This window comes from Pseudoalteromonas aurantia (assembly GCF_005886875.1).
GTDB classification, from domain to species: Bacteria; Pseudomonadota; Gammaproteobacteria; order Enterobacterales; family Alteromonadaceae; genus Pseudoalteromonas; species Pseudoalteromonas aurantia_A.
In genome coordinates this window covers 26,286-42,890 of the sequence record NZ_PNBY01000052.1, presented here as the reverse complement: position 1 = coordinate 42,890, position 16,605 = coordinate 26,286, and the positions used below count along the sequence as shown (strand labels likewise).

Annotated in this window: 21 protein-coding genes; 4 read left to right on the top strand and 17 right to left on the bottom strand. The window is 41.7% G+C overall.

Annotation, left to right across the window (positions count from 1 at the left end; genetic code table 11):
• The first annotated feature begins 369 nt into the window (after nucleotides 1-369).
• Nucleotides 370-837, top strand: a complete 468-nt coding sequence (locus CWC18_RS11650) for an RNA recognition motif domain-containing protein (RefSeq protein ID WP_138592908.1) — start codon at nucleotides 370-372, stop codon at nucleotides 835-837.
• Here the strand turns inward: CWC18_RS11650 and murI are convergent.
• Together murI and CWC18_RS11640 are read right to left on the bottom strand one after the other, a co-directional pair.
• Nucleotides 827-1,633: a glutamate racemase gene (murI, locus tag CWC18_RS11645; RefSeq protein WP_138592907.1), complete on the bottom strand. Its 807-nt coding sequence runs from the start codon at nucleotides 1,631-1,633 to the stop codon at nucleotides 827-829. The two genes, CWC18_RS11650 and murI, sit on opposite strands and share 11 nt — an antisense overlap.
• A 66-nt stretch (nucleotides 1,634-1,699) precedes the next feature.
• On the bottom strand, nucleotides 1,700-2,800 hold the full coding sequence (locus CWC18_RS11640) for a DUF5610 domain-containing protein (RefSeq protein WP_138592906.1): 1,101 nt from the start codon (nucleotides 2,798-2,800) through the stop codon (nucleotides 1,700-1,702).
• A 185-nt stretch (nucleotides 2,801-2,985) separates the two neighbouring features.
• On the opposite strand from CWC18_RS11640, the gene trmA reads away from it, so the two are divergent.
• Nucleotides 2,986-4,083: a tRNA (uridine(54)-C5)-methyltransferase TrmA gene (trmA, locus tag CWC18_RS11635; RefSeq protein ID WP_138592905.1), complete on the top strand. Its 1,098-nt coding sequence runs from the start codon at nucleotides 2,986-2,988 to the stop codon at nucleotides 4,081-4,083.
• Nucleotides 4,084-4,090: 7 nt separating this feature from the next.
• On the opposite strand, the gene CWC18_RS11630 is transcribed toward trmA, so the two are convergent.
• From CWC18_RS11630 to ccoG, 5 genes are all read right to left on the bottom strand, one after another.
• Nucleotides 4,091-4,540, bottom strand: coding sequence for a DUF523 domain-containing protein (locus tag CWC18_RS11630; RefSeq protein WP_138592904.1), 450 nt, complete (start codon nucleotides 4,538-4,540; stop codon nucleotides 4,091-4,093).
• Nucleotides 4,541-4,601: 61 nt separating this feature from the next.
• Nucleotides 4,602-5,231, bottom strand: coding sequence for a thiol:disulfide interchange protein DsbA/DsbL (locus tag CWC18_RS11625; protein WP_119859545.1), 630 nt, complete (start codon nucleotides 5,229-5,231; stop codon nucleotides 4,602-4,604).
• A 15-nt stretch (nucleotides 5,232-5,246) separates the two neighbouring features.
• Nucleotides 5,247-5,870, bottom strand: coding sequence for a thiol:disulfide interchange protein DsbA/DsbL (locus CWC18_RS11620; RefSeq protein WP_138592903.1), 624 nt, complete (start codon nucleotides 5,868-5,870; stop codon nucleotides 5,247-5,249).
• 15 nt (nucleotides 5,871-5,885) lie between these two features.
• The gene (locus CWC18_RS11615) at nucleotides 5,886-6,860 is read right to left on the bottom strand and encodes a serine/threonine protein kinase (protein ID WP_138592902.1); all 975 of its coding nucleotides are present in this window, start codon (nucleotides 6,858-6,860) and stop codon (nucleotides 5,886-5,888) included.
• A gap of 66 nt (nucleotides 6,861-6,926) precedes the next feature.
• Nucleotides 6,927-8,354, bottom strand: coding sequence for a cytochrome c oxidase accessory protein CcoG (gene ccoG / locus CWC18_RS11610; protein WP_138592901.1), 1,428 nt, complete (start codon nucleotides 8,352-8,354; stop codon nucleotides 6,927-6,929).
• Between the two features lie 283 nt (nucleotides 8,355-8,637).
• Here ccoG and CWC18_RS11605 point away from each other — a divergent pair, with 283 nt between their 5' ends.
• Together CWC18_RS11605 and CWC18_RS11600 are read left to right on the top strand one after the other, a co-directional pair.
• A complete protein-coding gene (locus CWC18_RS11605) occupies nucleotides 8,638-8,997 on the top strand; it encodes a hypothetical protein (protein ID WP_138592900.1) in 360 nt (119 codons plus the stop codon).
• Nucleotides 8,997-9,200 carry a hypothetical protein gene (locus tag CWC18_RS11600; RefSeq protein ID WP_138592899.1) on the top strand — a complete coding sequence of 68 codons (204 nt, stop codon included), beginning with the start codon at nucleotides 8,997-8,999 and terminating at the stop codon, nucleotides 9,198-9,200. Before CWC18_RS11605 ends, CWC18_RS11600 begins: the two co-directional genes overlap by 1 nt.
• On the opposite strand, the gene CWC18_RS11595 is transcribed toward CWC18_RS11600, so the two are convergent.
• The 10 genes from CWC18_RS11595 to gspF all read right to left on the bottom strand — a co-directional run bounded on the left by CWC18_RS11595 (nucleotide 9,197) and on the right by gspF (nucleotide 16,605).
• Nucleotides 9,197-9,793: a UPF0149 family protein gene (locus CWC18_RS11595; protein ID WP_249930110.1), complete on the bottom strand. Its 597-nt coding sequence runs from the start codon at nucleotides 9,791-9,793 to the stop codon at nucleotides 9,197-9,199. The two genes, CWC18_RS11600 and CWC18_RS11595, sit on opposite strands and share 4 nt — an antisense overlap.
• On the bottom strand, nucleotides 9,793-10,551 hold the full coding sequence (locus tag CWC18_RS11590) for a type II secretion system protein N (protein ID WP_138592898.1): 759 nt from the start codon (nucleotides 10,549-10,551) through the stop codon (nucleotides 9,793-9,795). The genes CWC18_RS11595 and CWC18_RS11590 overlap by 1 nt, the downstream gene beginning before the upstream one ends.
• 3 nt (nucleotides 10,552-10,554) lie before the next feature.
• Nucleotides 10,555-11,028: a type II secretion system protein GspM gene (gene gspM / locus CWC18_RS11585; RefSeq protein WP_138675303.1), complete on the bottom strand. Its 474-nt coding sequence runs from the start codon at nucleotides 11,026-11,028 to the stop codon at nucleotides 10,555-10,557.
• A complete protein-coding gene (gene gspL, locus CWC18_RS11580; protein WP_138592896.1) occupies nucleotides 11,025-12,233 on the bottom strand; it encodes a type II secretion system protein GspL in 1,209 nt (402 codons plus the stop codon). The genes gspM and gspL overlap by 4 nt, the downstream gene beginning before the upstream one ends.
• Nucleotides 12,230-13,216, bottom strand: coding sequence for a type II secretion system minor pseudopilin GspK (gene gspK / locus CWC18_RS11575; RefSeq protein WP_138592895.1), 987 nt, complete (start codon nucleotides 13,214-13,216; stop codon nucleotides 12,230-12,232). The genes gspL and gspK overlap by 4 nt, the downstream gene beginning before the upstream one ends.
• Nucleotides 13,213-13,911 carry a type II secretion system minor pseudopilin GspJ gene (gene gspJ / locus CWC18_RS11570; RefSeq protein WP_138592894.1) on the bottom strand — a complete coding sequence of 233 codons (699 nt, stop codon included), beginning with the start codon at nucleotides 13,909-13,911 and terminating at the stop codon, nucleotides 13,213-13,215. The genes gspK and gspJ overlap by 4 nt, the downstream gene beginning before the upstream one ends.
• A gap of 2 nt (nucleotides 13,912-13,913) precedes the next feature.
• The gene (gspI, locus tag CWC18_RS11565; protein ID WP_138592893.1) at nucleotides 13,914-14,288 is read right to left on the bottom strand and encodes a type II secretion system minor pseudopilin GspI; all 375 of its coding nucleotides are present in this window, start codon (nucleotides 14,286-14,288) and stop codon (nucleotides 13,914-13,916) included.
• Nucleotides 14,285-14,875 carry a prepilin-type N-terminal cleavage/methylation domain-containing protein gene (locus CWC18_RS11560; protein ID WP_249930108.1) on the bottom strand — a complete coding sequence of 197 codons (591 nt, stop codon included), beginning with the start codon at nucleotides 14,873-14,875 and terminating at the stop codon, nucleotides 14,285-14,287. The genes gspI and CWC18_RS11560 overlap by 4 nt, the downstream gene beginning before the upstream one ends.
• A 14-nt stretch (nucleotides 14,876-14,889) precedes the next feature.
• Nucleotides 14,890-15,315 (bottom strand): type II secretion system major pseudopilin GspG, encoded by a 426-nt coding sequence (gene gspG / locus CWC18_RS11555; protein ID WP_010365427.1) that lies wholly within the window; start codon nucleotides 15,313-15,315, stop codon nucleotides 14,890-14,892.
• A gap of 63 nt (nucleotides 15,316-15,378) precedes the next feature.
• Nucleotides 15,379-16,605, bottom strand: coding sequence for a type II secretion system inner membrane protein GspF (gene gspF, locus CWC18_RS11550; protein ID WP_138592892.1), 1,227 nt, complete (start codon nucleotides 16,603-16,605; stop codon nucleotides 15,379-15,381).

Sequence of the window (16,605 nt, the reverse complement as noted above, 5' to 3'; positions counted from 1 at the left end):
AGGGCTGCGCATATTACGCTGTCCTATTTTTTTGTCAACACTTAATTTTAAACATTTTCTTAAGTGAAAAGCTAAACTAAATTTTACTTAACGCTGACCTCGTTTTGCTTTGCTAAGTTAGCGTAGCGCTCCGTGTCAGTGGGGTCGCATTATAGGGCGATCCTTTTTTTGATCAAGCCTTTTTTTGATCTTTCTGTTTGTTCGAATAAAAAATCAGCAAAACTCGCATTATTTGTTATTTTTGTTTATTTTTAATACTGTATTCTTCGTTATTTACTGTTTTATTATTGCGAAGTTTATATATATCGCTAATATAGCCACTCGTTTTGTTAAATTAATGTTTATCCCCTGTTTATTGGTAGATCAATTATGAAATCATCAGATCAAAAGCCTTTTATAATCACCTTTGCACTTGCTGTGATTGGTTTTCTTATATTGCAATTTGTATTATCTAATATTGCATTAAGCGCCCCTATCCTTTTTGCCGCAGGTATTCTTGTAGGTGGTTTTGCTGTCATTTTTACTTCTGGCGAGGCACAAGAAGCTAAACAAGAAGTAAAAACTAAAACTCTGTACGTAGGTAACTTACCTTATAAGGCCAATGAAGGCGTAGTACGGGAGCTCTTCTCTGAACAAGGACAGGTTTTTAGTGTTCGACTATTAAAAGATAAAAATACAGGCAAACGTCGTGGGTTTGGGTTTGTTGAAATGGCAGAACTCGATGCCGATAAAGCAATCTCTGCTTTAAATGATCAAGAGTTCCAGCAGCGCACACTGAAAGTAAGAGCTGCAAAACAAAAGCAATACGACAATGAGGAAGAAATCGCTAGTCACTAAAACTGTTAAGGCTTATTAATTTAATGCTTTGCGCATTAGGGCTAATTTTATCTGGAGCCGTTGCATAAAACTGCAACGGCTTTTCTATTAGTAAATCATTGGCATCTAAATTAGCTGGGCAGTTGTTTACTTGAACTAATAACGATCTCACTCTCCTTGCTATCGCTTCTCCAGAATCAACTAATGTAACCCCTGAGCCATAAAAGCTTTTGAGATAAGGTTTGAGTATAGGAAAATGCGTACATCCTAATACAATGGTATCAACTTTAGTCGCGATCCCTATACGTTGTAATTCAGTGGCGACCTCCGCCTCATTGATAGGCCGATCCCAGTAAAGTGCTTCAGCAAATTTAACCAAGGAAGTGGAATGATGGCGGTCAACACGCGACCCTTGTGCAAACTGCTCTATCAAACCATGTGTATAAGCATTATTTGAAGTGGCTGGGGTTGCTAACAAAGCAATGTGATTAGTGCAACTAAAACGCACTGCAGGTTTAATCGCTGGCACAACCCCAACAACCGGTATCGTCGTTAAATGTCGAGTGGCGGCAAGTGCAGAAGTAGAGGCGGTATTACAGGCAATAACAATAATATCAACGTTGAGCTCTTGCGCTTCAATATACTGAACTAACGACGCTAAACGTGACCGAATCGTTTGTTCAGACTGCAAGCCATAAGGTAAAAGCGCATTATCCATGACATAGCTAAAATGTGCACTCGGTATGCTTGCTTTTATATGCTCCAGAACACTGGTTCCGCCAATCCCTGAATCAAATACGAGTATATGTGGTGACACGCTTGCGCTCCGCCGCTATCTATTAAGCGAAGTGTGCCACGCACGCAGCAGAAAATGAATCCCTAATTATTGTGCGCTATCTTCTTGCTGATTTAATTGGTTAAAAAAGCCCTGCGCATAATCTAAGAATTCATTGAGTCTTGATTGACCTTGGTTCATCCATTCTAAAATATCAGGTAACTGACTTTCTATTCTAAATGCCTTACCACTTTCATTAATACTCTCAAGTTGCTTATCAAGCGGTTGTAGTGCTTTTTCTAAATCTTTCAGTGGATTGCTTTGCTGATATTGGCTAATAGCTGCTGTGGTCTTCGTCTGCCTGAGGTCCATAGTGAAGTTTGCTATTTGATCGTTATCTATATTCAGCTCTTTCGCTTTTTCAAATGCATCATCATATTCACCACTGAAAAATGAATCACTGACATTACGAATGTCCTTCATCATTTCATTAATGGCTTTTTGTTCATCTTCATTTAAATCGCCATTCACACTAATGGAGAAGCTCACTTCTTGCTTGTTTTCTTCTGCATAAGCAACGCCTTCGTTATTGCCTTCTTTGTTGTAGCTTGCTCCTTTATTCTGCGAGTAAGCATCACTGAATGAGATCACAACTTCATCACCTTCTGCAGTCGTGAAGCTATAATCTGCTTGATTTGATAAACTCGCATACTGCGCTGAAGTAACCGACATTTTATCTGGCTGAGGTTCAAATAATGACTTTTCAAATTCATCAAGCCCGCTAAAAATACCCTCTCTAGACTTTTCGATGCCTTCTTCAATTTCATTATTAAAAACACTGCTCTCTTTAAGTGCATCAGTGGCTTCATCAATCCCCAGCTTTACACCCTTTCGAGCCTCACCTAGCATATTTCTGAGTTCATTATCATCTTTGCCGTTAGCTTTAGCCTTATTTACAGCACCTTTTACGAAATCTAAAACATTTTTTACGATAGATTCAAAATCAAACAGTGGCTTTTCTTTTTCTGGCTTCTTCTCAATACCCAACGCTTCGGCAAGTTTGTCATCTAAAAATTTCGCAGCCAATTTACTTTTATCGCCGGAGTAACTATCTGCATTATTCTGAATAGTCGGCATAAATGGTTTGTTATTACCTGCTTTGTAAGAATTTGCAGGGTTAAGTAATTGATTGAGTTGTCCTATTTTCATAACGTGGCTCCACACGGTGAGACAAGTAGGCTGAAAAGCCAACCGTAATGACTTCGTTATCGGCCAGTTTATATAAACCTAAAGACTTTTAGTATAGAAAGTAAACGGATTTTTTGCGATTAACTGGACAAATCGGCAACGACGCCTAAAATAGCGCGTCTCTATTTAGTAAGGTAATTCTGATCATGGCCGTCATAACAATTGATACTTCCACTTATGCCCAGCAGCTTGAAGAAAAGCAGCAGCGCATTTCTCAACAATTCACGCGTTTTGATGCACCTGAATTAGAAGTATACGACTCACCAAAAACACAGTATCGACAACGTGCTGAGTTTAGAGTTTGGCATGAAGGTGACGATTTATACCACATCATGTTTGACCAAGCGACAAAACAGAAAATCCGCGTTGATCAATTTGACCCCGCAGCCCCGCTTATCAGTGAGCTAATGGCAGTCATGATGGTTAAATTACGCGACAATGAAATACTACGTCGCAAACTGTTTCAAATTGATTATCTATCTACACTGAGCGGTGAAATCCTTATTAGCTTACTTTACCACAAACCACTTGGTGAACATTGGCAAGCAGCAATGGAGACACTGCGCGCTGAGTTAAAGCAAACTTATAAAATTGATTTTATTGGTCGAGCTAGAAAGCAAAAAGTGATTTTCGAACATGACTATGTCACCGAACAATTAAACGTCAATGGGCAGACTTATACGTATCAGCAAGTAGAGAATAGCTTTACCCAACCAAATGCCGTAGTAAACGAAAAAATGCTTACCTGGGCACAATCACTGTGTGCACCATTAGAAAACGATTTACTCGAGCTTTATTGTGGGAACGGAAATTTTTCAATTGCGCTAGCAGGCAGCTTTGATAAAGTGCTTGCAACAGAAATATCTAAACCGTCAGTTCATTCTGCGCAATTTAATATTGCCGCGAATAAAGTAGACAATTTAGACATCTTACGCATGTCTAGTGAAGAGTTTACCCAAGCAATGAAAGGTGAACGTAGCTTCTCACGATTAAATGGCATTGACCTTAAAGCATATAATTGCCAAACAATTCTTGTTGATCCACCCCGTGCCGGCATGGATGAACTAACCTGTCGCCTCGTCGCAAATTACGACAATGTTATCTATATCTCATGCAACCCAGACACGCTAGAACGTGATCTAGACTTACTCTGCGAAACTCACAAAGTGTCTCGCATCGCTATTTTCGATCAGTTTCCGTACACCCATCATGTAGAGTCCGGTGTATTTTTACAGCGCAAGTAAATCCGCTTTACCCCAGTACTTTGTTAAGTACTGGGAGTTGTTCTTCACTAAACACATGAATACCATTTTGTTCTAGAAGTTGAGCTGTCCAACCCATCCCCGTCACTTTACGACCACTATGTGTCCCATCATAAATAGTATTTCTGCCACAAGATGGGCTCGACTCTTTCAACAAAGCAAACCGTATATTATTGGCTTGGCATTGAGCCAAAGCCAATGTGGCCCCTCGTGCAAATTCAGCTGATAAATCAACGCCGTTATTCGTGACTATGCGTGATTCAACAATCTCAGCAGGCTCTCTAGGAATGGGTAAGCCCCCCGCCACTTCAGGACAAAATGACACCACCCTTTGCTGCGCAATAAGCTGAGAGATTAATGGGTGCCTCAACGTCTGTGTTTTGCCATCGTACCGCACTGGTTGGCCGAGCAAGCAGCTAGACACAAGCACTTTATCCAAACTTAATACTCCTAAAACAAAAAGCCCCACTTATGCGAGGCTTTTTGAGTCTAACAAATTATTACTTCGCAGCAAGATAATTAATTAACTCACTAATTTGTTCTGGTGTCGTCGTTTTAGATTCACGCAAACGTAGTTTGTACTTACCATTAACCACAAAGGTTGGCACGCCAGTCAAAGCGCGCTTATCTTGCATTTGCTTTTGCATGCGCACCATTTTAGAAGCTTTAGTACGAACAGAAAAGCTCTTATAAAGCTTATCAAACTTGTCGCCATCTACCCCTTGAGCAACAAAAATATCTTTCATATCAGCCAGCTCATTAATCTTACCGCGTGTACCATGTAAATGAGTAAAAATAGCACTCACTATCTGATCTTTTTGAGGTAACACTTCTGCGGTAGCTAATGCATTGCTCATGATTTTTTGCACTTTTTCGTCTCGAGTCCCAACAAAATCTACATGGCTTTTCTTAAACTTTACACCATCATCTAATTTAGGCTTCACTTTCGCAATCAACGGCTCAAATGCATTACAAGCCGGGCAATAAAATGAAAAGTACTCGGTTACTTCTGGCTTCTTAGTGCCACGTTCGGAGATCACTTCATAGTGAACGCCTTCTTCAAATACTGCTGCATTGGCCAACAGTGGCATCATCATGGCAACCGCAGCCGCTTTAATTACCTTTAACATTTTTTACTCCAATTCTTATTTTTTCAGCAGGTGCTTTACAAGCTCATTAAGTTCATCTTGGCTTTGTAGCTCACTCACGTTGATTTTGTATTTATCATTAACAATAAAAGTAGGAACACCTGTGAGTGCGCCTGCTTTTGAAAACTTCTCTTGCGCATCTTGCATCGCCGCCTCTTCGCTTATAATTGGCATTGTCGCCAGTGCCGCATCAAATTGTGCACCAGTAATACCATTAACCTCAAGCAATGTTTTTAGATCAGCAATATTATCTAAAGGTGCTTTTTTAATATGAATGCTGTCAAATAACTTTGCTGCAATTTCATCACCTTTACCGACACTTTTGGCGACAATATAGGCGTAGCTCAAATTACTTTGTACTTGCGCAGGTAAACCACCCAAAAAATTAACGTGGCTTTTTTCAAATACCGCACCTTTAGGTAAGTTATCCGCCAGGGCTTTCGCTATTGGTTCAAATTTAAAACAGTGTGGGCAGTAAAAAGAAAAGAATTCTGTCACCTTAGGTGATGCACTTTTTTCAGTCGTCAATGTTTGGTAATGCTTACCGTCAGTAAAATCTGCTGCCATCGCAAATAATGGTAAACAAAGTAACAGGATGGATAGTTGTATCTTTTTTAACATCGGTCTCTCTCAAATTTATGGAATTAGTTTCAATGCGGGTTCATTTAATGCCGCATATTGTTCTTTTAGTGCCAAAACCTGTTGCTCCCAGTATTTGTCTGTCGCAAACCACGAAAAGTTCCGGGGGAATGCAGGATCTTGCCATCTTGTTGCCAACCAGCCCATATAATGCACCATTCTCATAGCCCTTAATGGTTCAATCAACCCTAACTGGCGCTGGTCAAAGCTGTTAAATTCCTCATATCCACACAACATCGTATCTAATTGCATGGCTTTTTCTTGCCTATCACCATTGAGCATCATCCAAAGATCTTGAATCGCGGGCCCTTGTCGGCAATCATCTAAGTCAACAAGCAGTAATTTATTATTTGACCACAAGATATTGCCAGCATGGCAGTCTCCATGCAAACGTATTTGTGCCGTATCGTAATACGCGTTCTGCGTTTTTTCTATGAGCTGATCTAAGATGGTTAAAAATGGCGTTTCCATATACGTCGACAGCAACTGGCTGGACAAGATTGACTCGCGTGCACGCTCTAAATAATCTTGTGTGTTGATGGTCGGCCGATGTGTAAACGTCCGACCTCCCGCCACACTGTGTAAACGACCAATATAACGACCTAACATCTCGAGTTGATCTAAATTATCCATTTCAAATTGGCGTCCACCCACACTTGGAAACAAGGTAAAGCGATAGCCCTGATACTCGAATAAAGTTTGTCCATCTCGCTGAATAGGCGCAACCACAGGTACTTCAGCCTCAATGAGACTCAGTGAAAATTGATGTTCTTCCTGTATTTGTTCATCACTCCAGCGCTGCGGCCGATAAAACTTCACCACATATCGACAATTGTCATCTGCTCTAAATTGATAAACACGGTTTTCATAGCTATTTAGTGCTAATAGACCTGACTCTGGATAAATTCCAATGCTCTCAATGGCATCTAAAATTAAGTCTGGTGTTAAGTTGGCAAAGCTAAATTCACTCATACTTCTCTCAAATATTAAAAAAGCGGGGTAAGCCCCGCTTTTATCTTATCACTATAGTGTACTGAATTATCGTCCTTTAAAGAAGTTTGTCCGCTGCGATAACTGTTGCTGAGGGTTATCGACTGGCGCAATAACAAATTCAAACTCTGTCACTGGCTTTTTCAAATCATACGGGTCAATGATCACCGATAATGGCAGGTTCATAGAACGACCCGCTTCAACGTGCAACACCAATTTGCCAATGACTTCATAGTTACTGAGCCCTTTTATCGACACAGAGTATGTTTGAGATGCTTGCGCTTTATTAATGACCTTCAGCGTATAGGTATTTTCTATCAGGCCCTCATAATTCACTCGATATAGTTGGTTCCTGTCTCTAATAATATCGAGCTCCATCGGCTTACGCATCGTGATGTTCGCTACTAATGCGACGCACAACACCACTAAAATGAGTAAATAACCCACCAGCTTACTTCGAACAACTTTGGTTTGCTCGGATGATGTTTCGAGATTACGCTCTGTGGTGTATGAAATGAGCCCCGGAGCATAATTCATTTTTTCCATCACGCCATCACAAGCATCAATACATGCGCCGCAATTGATGCATTCATATTGTAAGCCATTACGAATATCGATACCTGTTGGGCACACTTGCACACATAAGTTACAGTCAATACAATCGCCTAACTCCAGCTCTTTGGGATCTTGCTTGCGAGAACGAGGTCCACGGGATTCGCCGCGTTTTTCATCATAGCTGACAGTAAAGGTATCTTTATCAAACATTGCAGATTGAAAACGTGAATACGGGCATATGTGTAAACACATGATCTCCCGCATCCAACCAGCATTACCATAGGTACATACGGTAAAAACAGCAATGCTCCATAGGGCATAACTACTTGCCGAGAGTGTTAACAGCTCCGGCAAGAGTGTACGAATAGGGGTAAAATAGCCTGCAAATGTGATCGCCGTGTACAGTGAAAAGAGCACCCAACAACTGTGTTTGGCCGTTTTTCGCCACAGCTTGTCAAAATTCATCTCACGTTGATCGAGCTTTTTACGTTGATTTGCCTTGCCTTCGCACTTCTCTTCAAACCATATAAAAATAAACGTCCAAACTGTTTGTGGACAGGTATAGCCACACCATACTCGACCATAAAACGTGGTCACAAAAAACAGTGCAAATGCTGCAATCATTAAAATAAAAGCAAGAATAGTTAAGTCTTGTGGTAATAAAGTAAGGCCAAATATGTTGAACTGCTGCTCAAATAAATCAAACAAGACAGCTTGCTGCCCATGAAAATGGACCCATGGCAGTAGCATAAACGCCAACATACCAATAAACCCTACCCTCTGCCGTAGTACTTGGTGTAAACCTTTAACAGCACGAACATAAATACGATTACGAGGATTAAACCTGTCCGGTTGGAGGTTATCCGGTTTTTGTATCTTAACCTCACTAGGGATAGTCTTTACTTTGATTTCATTGTCCATCTCAGCTCCTTAAGCCGCTACGATCGACAGGCTACTTGCTACAGTGACCCTATTAATAATATGGATATTATAAGCAAGCTTAGTAAGTTATGGATATAAATTCACATAAGAATCACTAAACTAATCAGTAAAGCTGACCAAAGATAACGCTTTAGCCATTTACCCATACACCTAAAGGCATTATTTTAAATAAAGGAAATGTCTACTTCACTTGCTTTTAAAACACGCATTTTATTACACTGGTACCCGTTGTCATGTTACCGAGATCAAAGTTGCCATCGTTATGAAGAAATTTTTAATATTAGTCATTGTGGTACTGGGCTTATTTACCATTGATCACCCGATGATCAAAGAACCCAGAGAGGCATTGCTAAATCAAGGGGTTGATATACTTAGTGAATCGAGCAAAGTGCAACGTAGCCCAGCAGCAAAACAAGCAAGAGATATCATCAGTCGAACCTTATCACTCAGTGCAGAAGAACAAAGCTATGTTGATGCTGCATTGGCAACCGATGATAAGCTCAGAGCATTTCATTTACGCTACTGTAAAGAAAGTGATATGAACCTGTATCTGTATGGCCCTACTTTAATGCAAGTGTGTGACATAACTACGGAAGCACTTCATCAGACGAAGGGGATGTAATGGATTTTAGTCAGCTTAACAAGGCCCGAGCAGCCTCGTTTAACCAGCAAAAAGCACTGTTAAAAAAGTTAGGTCAGGGGAAGACAATTTTATGCGAAACATGTCGTAAACCCTTGTCTCTAGACTTGGCCACACAGAGCATCAAACAAGGTGTTGTGCGCTGCGCTAAAGGCTGCACACATATTGAATTAGAAATAGGCTAGAAATCGCTCTCTGCATCATATAAGCCACTGCTTAATGCGGCGGCTTCAATTAATTGTGCATAGCCATTGGCAAACTCACTTGCGAGTTCAACCTGCTGCGCGATAAATTCCATCGGCACCGCCCCCGTTTTTTGGCAATATTCCCTTACCTGAGACTCCGCCAAGGAGAAAAAGCTTAACTGCTCTGTTGCCATTTGTAGCGCTTGCTTCAATTCATCGGGCAAGGCCTGAGCATTGAGTAACTTTTCATAATAAGGTTCCGTACCAACTAAGAACCCTTGGCTCCAATGATGACGACATGTGTAACTGCTTTTCTTATCCCACTCTAAACGGTATTGCTCAGTGTAAACACGTTCACTAATATCATGATGAAATGCCATAAATGCAAACATGACATCCTCCGCTAATGCATTATCATCAGCGGTAATAATGGCTATCCATTGCTCTACTTCCACCGCATCAGGGGAACAAATCTGAGCGAATAAATAACCCGATACCTGCGCTAAATTAAAAGCGCCCTTTCGCCCCAATAAATACTCCGTGAGTACCCGTTGATGTGCCTCAGTGTAACTGAATTCAAGCTCATTCATCATTATAAGTTCACCGGGTAACGGCCTTCGGCATCTGGCCTGCCTAAAAACTTTACGGCATCATGCACTTCTTTTGGTAATGACGCTTGTGGCTTTATATTACCCGCAACTCTAAATTGAAAATGCTCGGCAAGCACAGCATCGGCTTGTAACCCTAAGTTATTATCAGGGTCCACAAGTACTGCAATATCACCTGATTTACAACTCAGCTCTCCACCTAATGCACCAATATCAAACCACCCACTTAACCCTTGTACACTAATACCTGGGCTACGTATTTCGCCTGATAGTGCCTGACAATACGGCATACCTGTACTAAACGTATCAATGTCTAATAACACGCGTCCTTTGGCTTGAACAGGCAAGGGCAATGTTACCTGTGACATCGCTTGCTCAACACTAAACCTGACTGTGGTATCCGTTAACGTGACAGATTCATTCATTAGACTGACAACAAATAGGCCTTTTCCTGAAATCTCACGTTTGTCTTTGGCATTACCAAAGTTGATATTGCCTTTTACGTCGCCAAAGATCAGCGCACTGGCTTGCAGATCCCAGCGCACATTATTCAATTGGATATTATTTACACGTACCTCACTGACCTTCCCTTGCCACACAGTGCCCGTGATCACCCCCAATTTTAATGACGGGGGGAGCTGTTTATCTACTAGTTGTATAAACACAGCAGCGGGCATGGTGTACAGTGTAAACGCCAAAAATGCCACGACTAAGGTCAACGCCAAGCTAATTATTCTCTTCATCTTTTACTTCTCTAATACTAAGCGACTGACACGTACGTACCCAGGTAAATCTCCCTGAGCAATATCCAGGTTCTCTACTTTTAAACCATGCTTATTCGTTAACTCATCAATCCACGCTATCAAATGATTAAACTCAACAGAGTCAATATTTACTCTCAATGCGCCATCGCTTGGTTGCATTTTACTGATATTGATACCGTATTTACCACGGGTGCGATTCACCAATTGAGATAGATTTACACGGCTGGTATTTTTTATAGAGGCGCTTGATTTTAATGTCCCAACGCTGCTATTTACCCATGCCACCAACTCTTGCTGACGCTGTTTATCTTTGTATGCTTTATTAACACCTTCAGTTAATGGTCGAAAGACCCCCATCACTAAAACAAAAATGATAAAAATACCGCCAGCTAACAGCAGCAAACGCTGCTCTTGCTCTTTAAGTGACTGCCACTGTTTTATAATTTGCTGCTTCACGACTCACCTCGTAAACGGATCTCACCGATGACCACATCACCATCATTGTTTAATGAGCCCTGCTGAACATTTAAACCACGCTGCTCTAGAATCGCTTTCACTTGGCCAAACGTTTGAAAACCACCTGCTTGAGCACGAATACGTAATTCATTACGACGACGGTCATAGCGTAATGTCTCAGGCGTAAAGTCCTTCACTTCACCATATACAGCCACAAAATGGTTTGTTAACTCTAAGAAGCCACCTTGTTCTGCGCCACTCAAGCCTGCCAATTCATTTTTTATTTGCTGACGTAATAAATGGGGGCGAACCACTTTCCCTGGAAATGCCTTTTTATAAACATCAACAGCCTGAGCTCGGTAGTCATCAGCCTGCGACTGATAAATTACTAACTGCGTACTCTTTACAGCGACGAAAGATAGTACAGCAACCCCAGCAGCTATCACACCACTGCGCCAATCACGCCACCATTGTGGCTGTTTTTTCGCCGCAGCAAAAACCCCTTGCTGTAAATTAAAGCTCTGATTTTTCATCTCTTTTGCAAAGATGGCCAACGGCAAGTCATAGTCACTTTGCTTCGCCACCTTCGGGGCTACATCAGGCACTGATTCTGCGGGGCTATAGTGCTCAATGCTATCAGGGGCTAATGCATGTAAGTAATCAGCGCCCCAATTTCTTTCTATTGCACTAATATGCCATTGACCAAAACGACACAACCACTGATCTGCTAATTCCACCATCGCTAATGTTTTATGCTCTGGTTCAGGGAGCAATAAGGCATCTGGCGTAACACGATGCAGCTCAATATCAAAGTCAGCAAATAGCGTGATCCACGCCTGTAACCAAGCTTGATCACACAAAGCAATTTGTATGCTGTGTTGCTCATCTTCTTGAACAGGCTTACCGATTGCAATAAACACATCATCGACATCACATGCCAGTTGCTCTTCAAGCATAAATGGCAAAGCTTGCTCTAATTTGCGGTTCCATTTGGTTGGTAATGCCACGGCTTTTAATTGCACTTGAGAGCTTGGTAATAGCAGCGCGGTTTCACGTGTTGCAGCTTTCTCTGTTAGCTGGGATAACTCACCACCATTTGTTAATTCACCACTGGCAATTATCTGCTCATCGTGAGCCGAAAATATTAACCAATGTACCGAGTCTTGCTGAGACTGACCAACTCGGATCACCAATTTTTCTGTCACTGTACGCCTCCAAATTTGCGCGCTAAGATAGTCGCTTGACCTTGGTTTATTTGTATAATTGAGGTCATAGTAAAAAGCCTTTCATCAAATTCAGCTTTCGCGCGTAACTTAAAATAATTACTATCTACGGTAAATAGCTTACTGGGTTTAGAGCCTTTGCCTGAACCTTGATTTGCCACTTCCGCATAGAATTCATCCACTGTATCAAATCCTTTTTCTGGACGTGCTGAAATAACTGCTTCAGCGCCAGATTCAGATAAACCATCAACTAATGCACTTAGCAACAACGCTTGCTCCGATTTAACGGTATTCACATTAATATTTAACTCTGTATTACCCGGGATAACGCACACATAAGGTAATAGCTTTTTCATTACAAGCGGGTTAAACCCTTTAATGACTCTCAGTTCTGATACTGACGCTAATAAATTATTCGCAGTTAAATAAGGGGTTTGTCGAGACATATATTCATCTTCTTCGGCCCCAGAGCCATACGTCATACTGTCTTTATCTAACCAGTCATACAAGCTATCGGCTAATGCATCTTCACTTTCTTCTAGCGGTAAATCTTCTATATTCTTCAATAGCTCTAATAGTGCAACATGTGCGGCGTTCGTTTTTACTGTGCTCCCTGACTGATTATCGTCTTTGGGCGCAGCCAAGGCATTTAAGTTTAAGCAGGCTTGTAAATCAGTAACTTCACCACTTAAAGTACCATCATCAACAGGGTAAGGTACTTCTTCCCGCGCCCACGCTTGGCCTAAATGTACTTTATCTGGGTCTTCTTTTTTTGTTTCAATCAGCACTTTTTTTATTAATTCTTCTGCACCATAGCTGTACCACTTAGCTTGCTGGTGTGACTGAATATTTTGCGCTCTTTGTACTTGCACCATTAAATTAGATGCCATTTCAGCGGCAATCGTGGCAGCCAAAGCGACAATAAAAAGCACAATAATTAATGCGGCACCACGTTGCTCTCTCATGAACGGTCTCCCGATACCCGCTGCCCATTATTTGAATTAGGGTCATTGTTCGAGTTATTTCGACCATTACCCGAGGCACTGCTAGCCTGCTGCTCTTTGCCATCACCCGGTGTTAAGAATAAGCGACGAATTGGCTCGGCATCTTTAAATTGAATAGTAACCGCGACGGCTAAAGGCAGTGCTTTTTTCTTCCAGTCTTCTTGCCATTTTTGTTTGTCATCTAAGAACTCAAATTTAAGCTCTTCAATATTTTTCAATACCACCTGCACGCGAGGCTCTGATCCATCGAGTTCATCCACATAAATTCGATAAATACGCTCCAAGTTATCATCAACAACACGATAGCCCACCGCTTGTAGCTCTGAACGAGGTAATAGGTTAATGGGATTAGTCCAGCCATCACGCACAAACACAATCCCGTCGTATTGGCTATTTACGACATAACGTCCGTGAATAATATAACTCTCGTTATTATCACCGGCTTCATTGCGTACTTCGCGCTTTGTCATTTGATTAAAATCTTGGTCCATCAAACGAAACGCGGTTTGCAGCGATTCGAGCTCTCCAATGACTTCTTCTGAGGTTTCTTTCGCTCTAAGCGTTGAATTCAAGATCTGATGAGTCGCTAAAATAACAAACGCTAAAATCCCCAGCGCCACCATCACTTCTAATAAGGTAAAACCGCGTTGACGCATTATTATTTACCTTTCAACATAAAAGTCGTCAAATCATAAATGGAGTATTTTAACTCTTCATCTTGATAAACCGTCACTGTCACTTTCACAAAGCTGGCATCTTCGGTTTTGGTCACTGACTGCTGCCAATACCACGTTTGCCCCGCAAGCTCTTCTTCGCCTTTTTTACCATTCTTGCCAGTCCACTTTTCACCGCTTGAACGCATCATCACCATTTGATTTTCGGCGACCCAAGACGCGTAAGTTTGCTCTTCTAAAGAGCCCACATGGGTGATGTGTTCACCGGTGACTTGCATTGCAGCAATACCAGCCATTGCACAAATACTCAGAGCAACCATCACTTCTAACAGCGTAAAGCCTGCTGATTTTTGCTTCATTCTGGCTCTCGGCGTAAATTAACAGGTGCGATGAATTCACCTTCAATGAAATAATCACTTTCAGGGTCTTCATCTAACGTCAGGCTCAACTGAAACGCACTGACTTCGCCTGAAGATAAAAGTAATACTTGTGGCACTTTTAGCTTTTTAAGCTCCAGTAAACTGGCTTCATCGCCGGTGCCCATTAACTCTCGCCAGTTTGATTGTTCTAATAAATTATCTTGTGCCCAATCGAGTCCTTCAATGGTTAAGTTTACTCTGTAATCATCTTCGAACTTAATGGGTTTATATAAGTCTTCACCCTCAAAGGTAACCCATTTATCCCCATCAAAAACCAAAAACTCGAGTGTTTTTTTGTCTAAATGAAACCCCAGTTCAACCTGGTTTAAAACCGCAAACTCCGATGCCAAGTTGATCACACCGTGCGTTCGAAGCGCCTTTTTTTCAAGCGCCTCTTCCATATTGCCATCCAAGTTATAGGTGACTAACTTGGTAGCAAATGCAATGATCGTCAGCACAACAAGGATTTCAATTAGGCTAAACCCTTGCTGACGTTTCATCGGTGTAAGGTGGTTTTTATTCATCATAATATGACAAGCACTTAAGACTGCTCTTCAGGGTCCCAGTTACCGATGTCATCTTCAGTCCCCACTTCACCATCTGGACCCATTGAAAAGATATCAATTTTACCCATCTCACCTGGGCTCAATAATTGATAAGGGTTACCCCATGGATCTTCTGGTAATTCAGAAATATAGCCACCGTCAGGGAAACGCTTTGGCACTGGATCTATGGTTGTTTCAGTTACCAGCGCTTCCAGCCCTTGCTCAGTAGTTGGGTACTTTTTATTTTTCAACTTATACATGCTCATGGCATCTTCAAGTTGTTGAATATCTAAGTGTGCTTTATCTATTTGCGCTTCTTCTTGTTGACCCATAATATTAGGTGCAACAATCGACATAATCATGCCAATGATCACCAGTACTACCATCACTTCTAACAGTGAGAAACCACCTTGTTTTTTCACAATATATACCTCAATTAATTATTAGTTCTCTTATGTACTAAACGACATAACCACTATTTTTGACTACAAACCAATCGCTTGGTTCATTGCCATAATAGGTTGTAAAATTGCCATCACGATAAACAATACAATTATCGCCATGCTGGCTATCATGGCAGGCTCTAGCAACGCTAACGACACACTGACCATACTTTCAAATTCTCTGTCTTGGTTATTTGCAGCACGTTCTAACATTTGCTCTAGCTCACCAGACTTTTCACCACTGGCAATCATATGTAGCATCATCGGTGGGAACAATTTCGTTTGCTGCAAAGCTGCGCGTAGGCTCGCACCTTCACTTACTCGCGTGGCCGCTTCCGCGACTGCAAACTTTATTTTTTGATTCTCAAGAACCTTACCCGCAATCTTCATGCCCTCTAATAAGGGCACCGAGCTTGATGATAGAATACTGAGTGTTCGTGCAAAACGCGCGGTATTAATGCTTCGGCTGATCTTGCCAATACCTGGTAAAATCATTATTTGACTGTCATACCAAAACCGAACTTTAGGGCGTTTGAGCGCTTGCTTTATACCAAATGTTCCCCCTACTATCACCACAAGGCTAATCATCCAATAAGACTGGACAAAGTTACTTGCCGCCATAACCCACTCGGTCGTCCAAGGGAGTACTTGTTTTGACTTTTCAAAAGTTTTTAAAATTTGTGGCACCACAGTGCCCAACAAAACAGACACAATGGCGATTGCAAAAATAACCAAAATAGTTGGGTAGACCATCGCTTGGGTAATTTGACTGCGCATATGTTGGCGCTGTTCGGTATAATCAGCAAGACGATTGAGTACTTGGTCTAAGTGACCCGACTTCTCACCCGCAGCAACCATCGCGCGGTACAAGTTATCAAATACATGGGGAAACTCAGACATGCCATCGGCAAGGGTATATCCCTCAACCACCTTAGAGCGAACTGACATAAGCATGCGTTTAAGACGTGGCTTTTCACACTGCTCAGCCACCGCCATCACTGCGGCTTCAACCGGTAAAGATGACTGGATCAACGTCGCTAATTGACGTGTAACCAAGGCCAAATCCGCAACCGACGGCTTATAACCTTTAAAAAGCTGAAAACCATCTGACGACTGTTGCTTGTCTTTTTCTGCAGCAGGCGCGACTTCCAAAGGCATCAGCGCCTTTTCACGTAGCATCTGTCGCACTTGTTTTGCCGTATCGGCTTCTAGTATGCCTTTTTTTTCTTTGCCTTTGCTATCCAAAGCGCGGTATTCAAATGCAGCCAT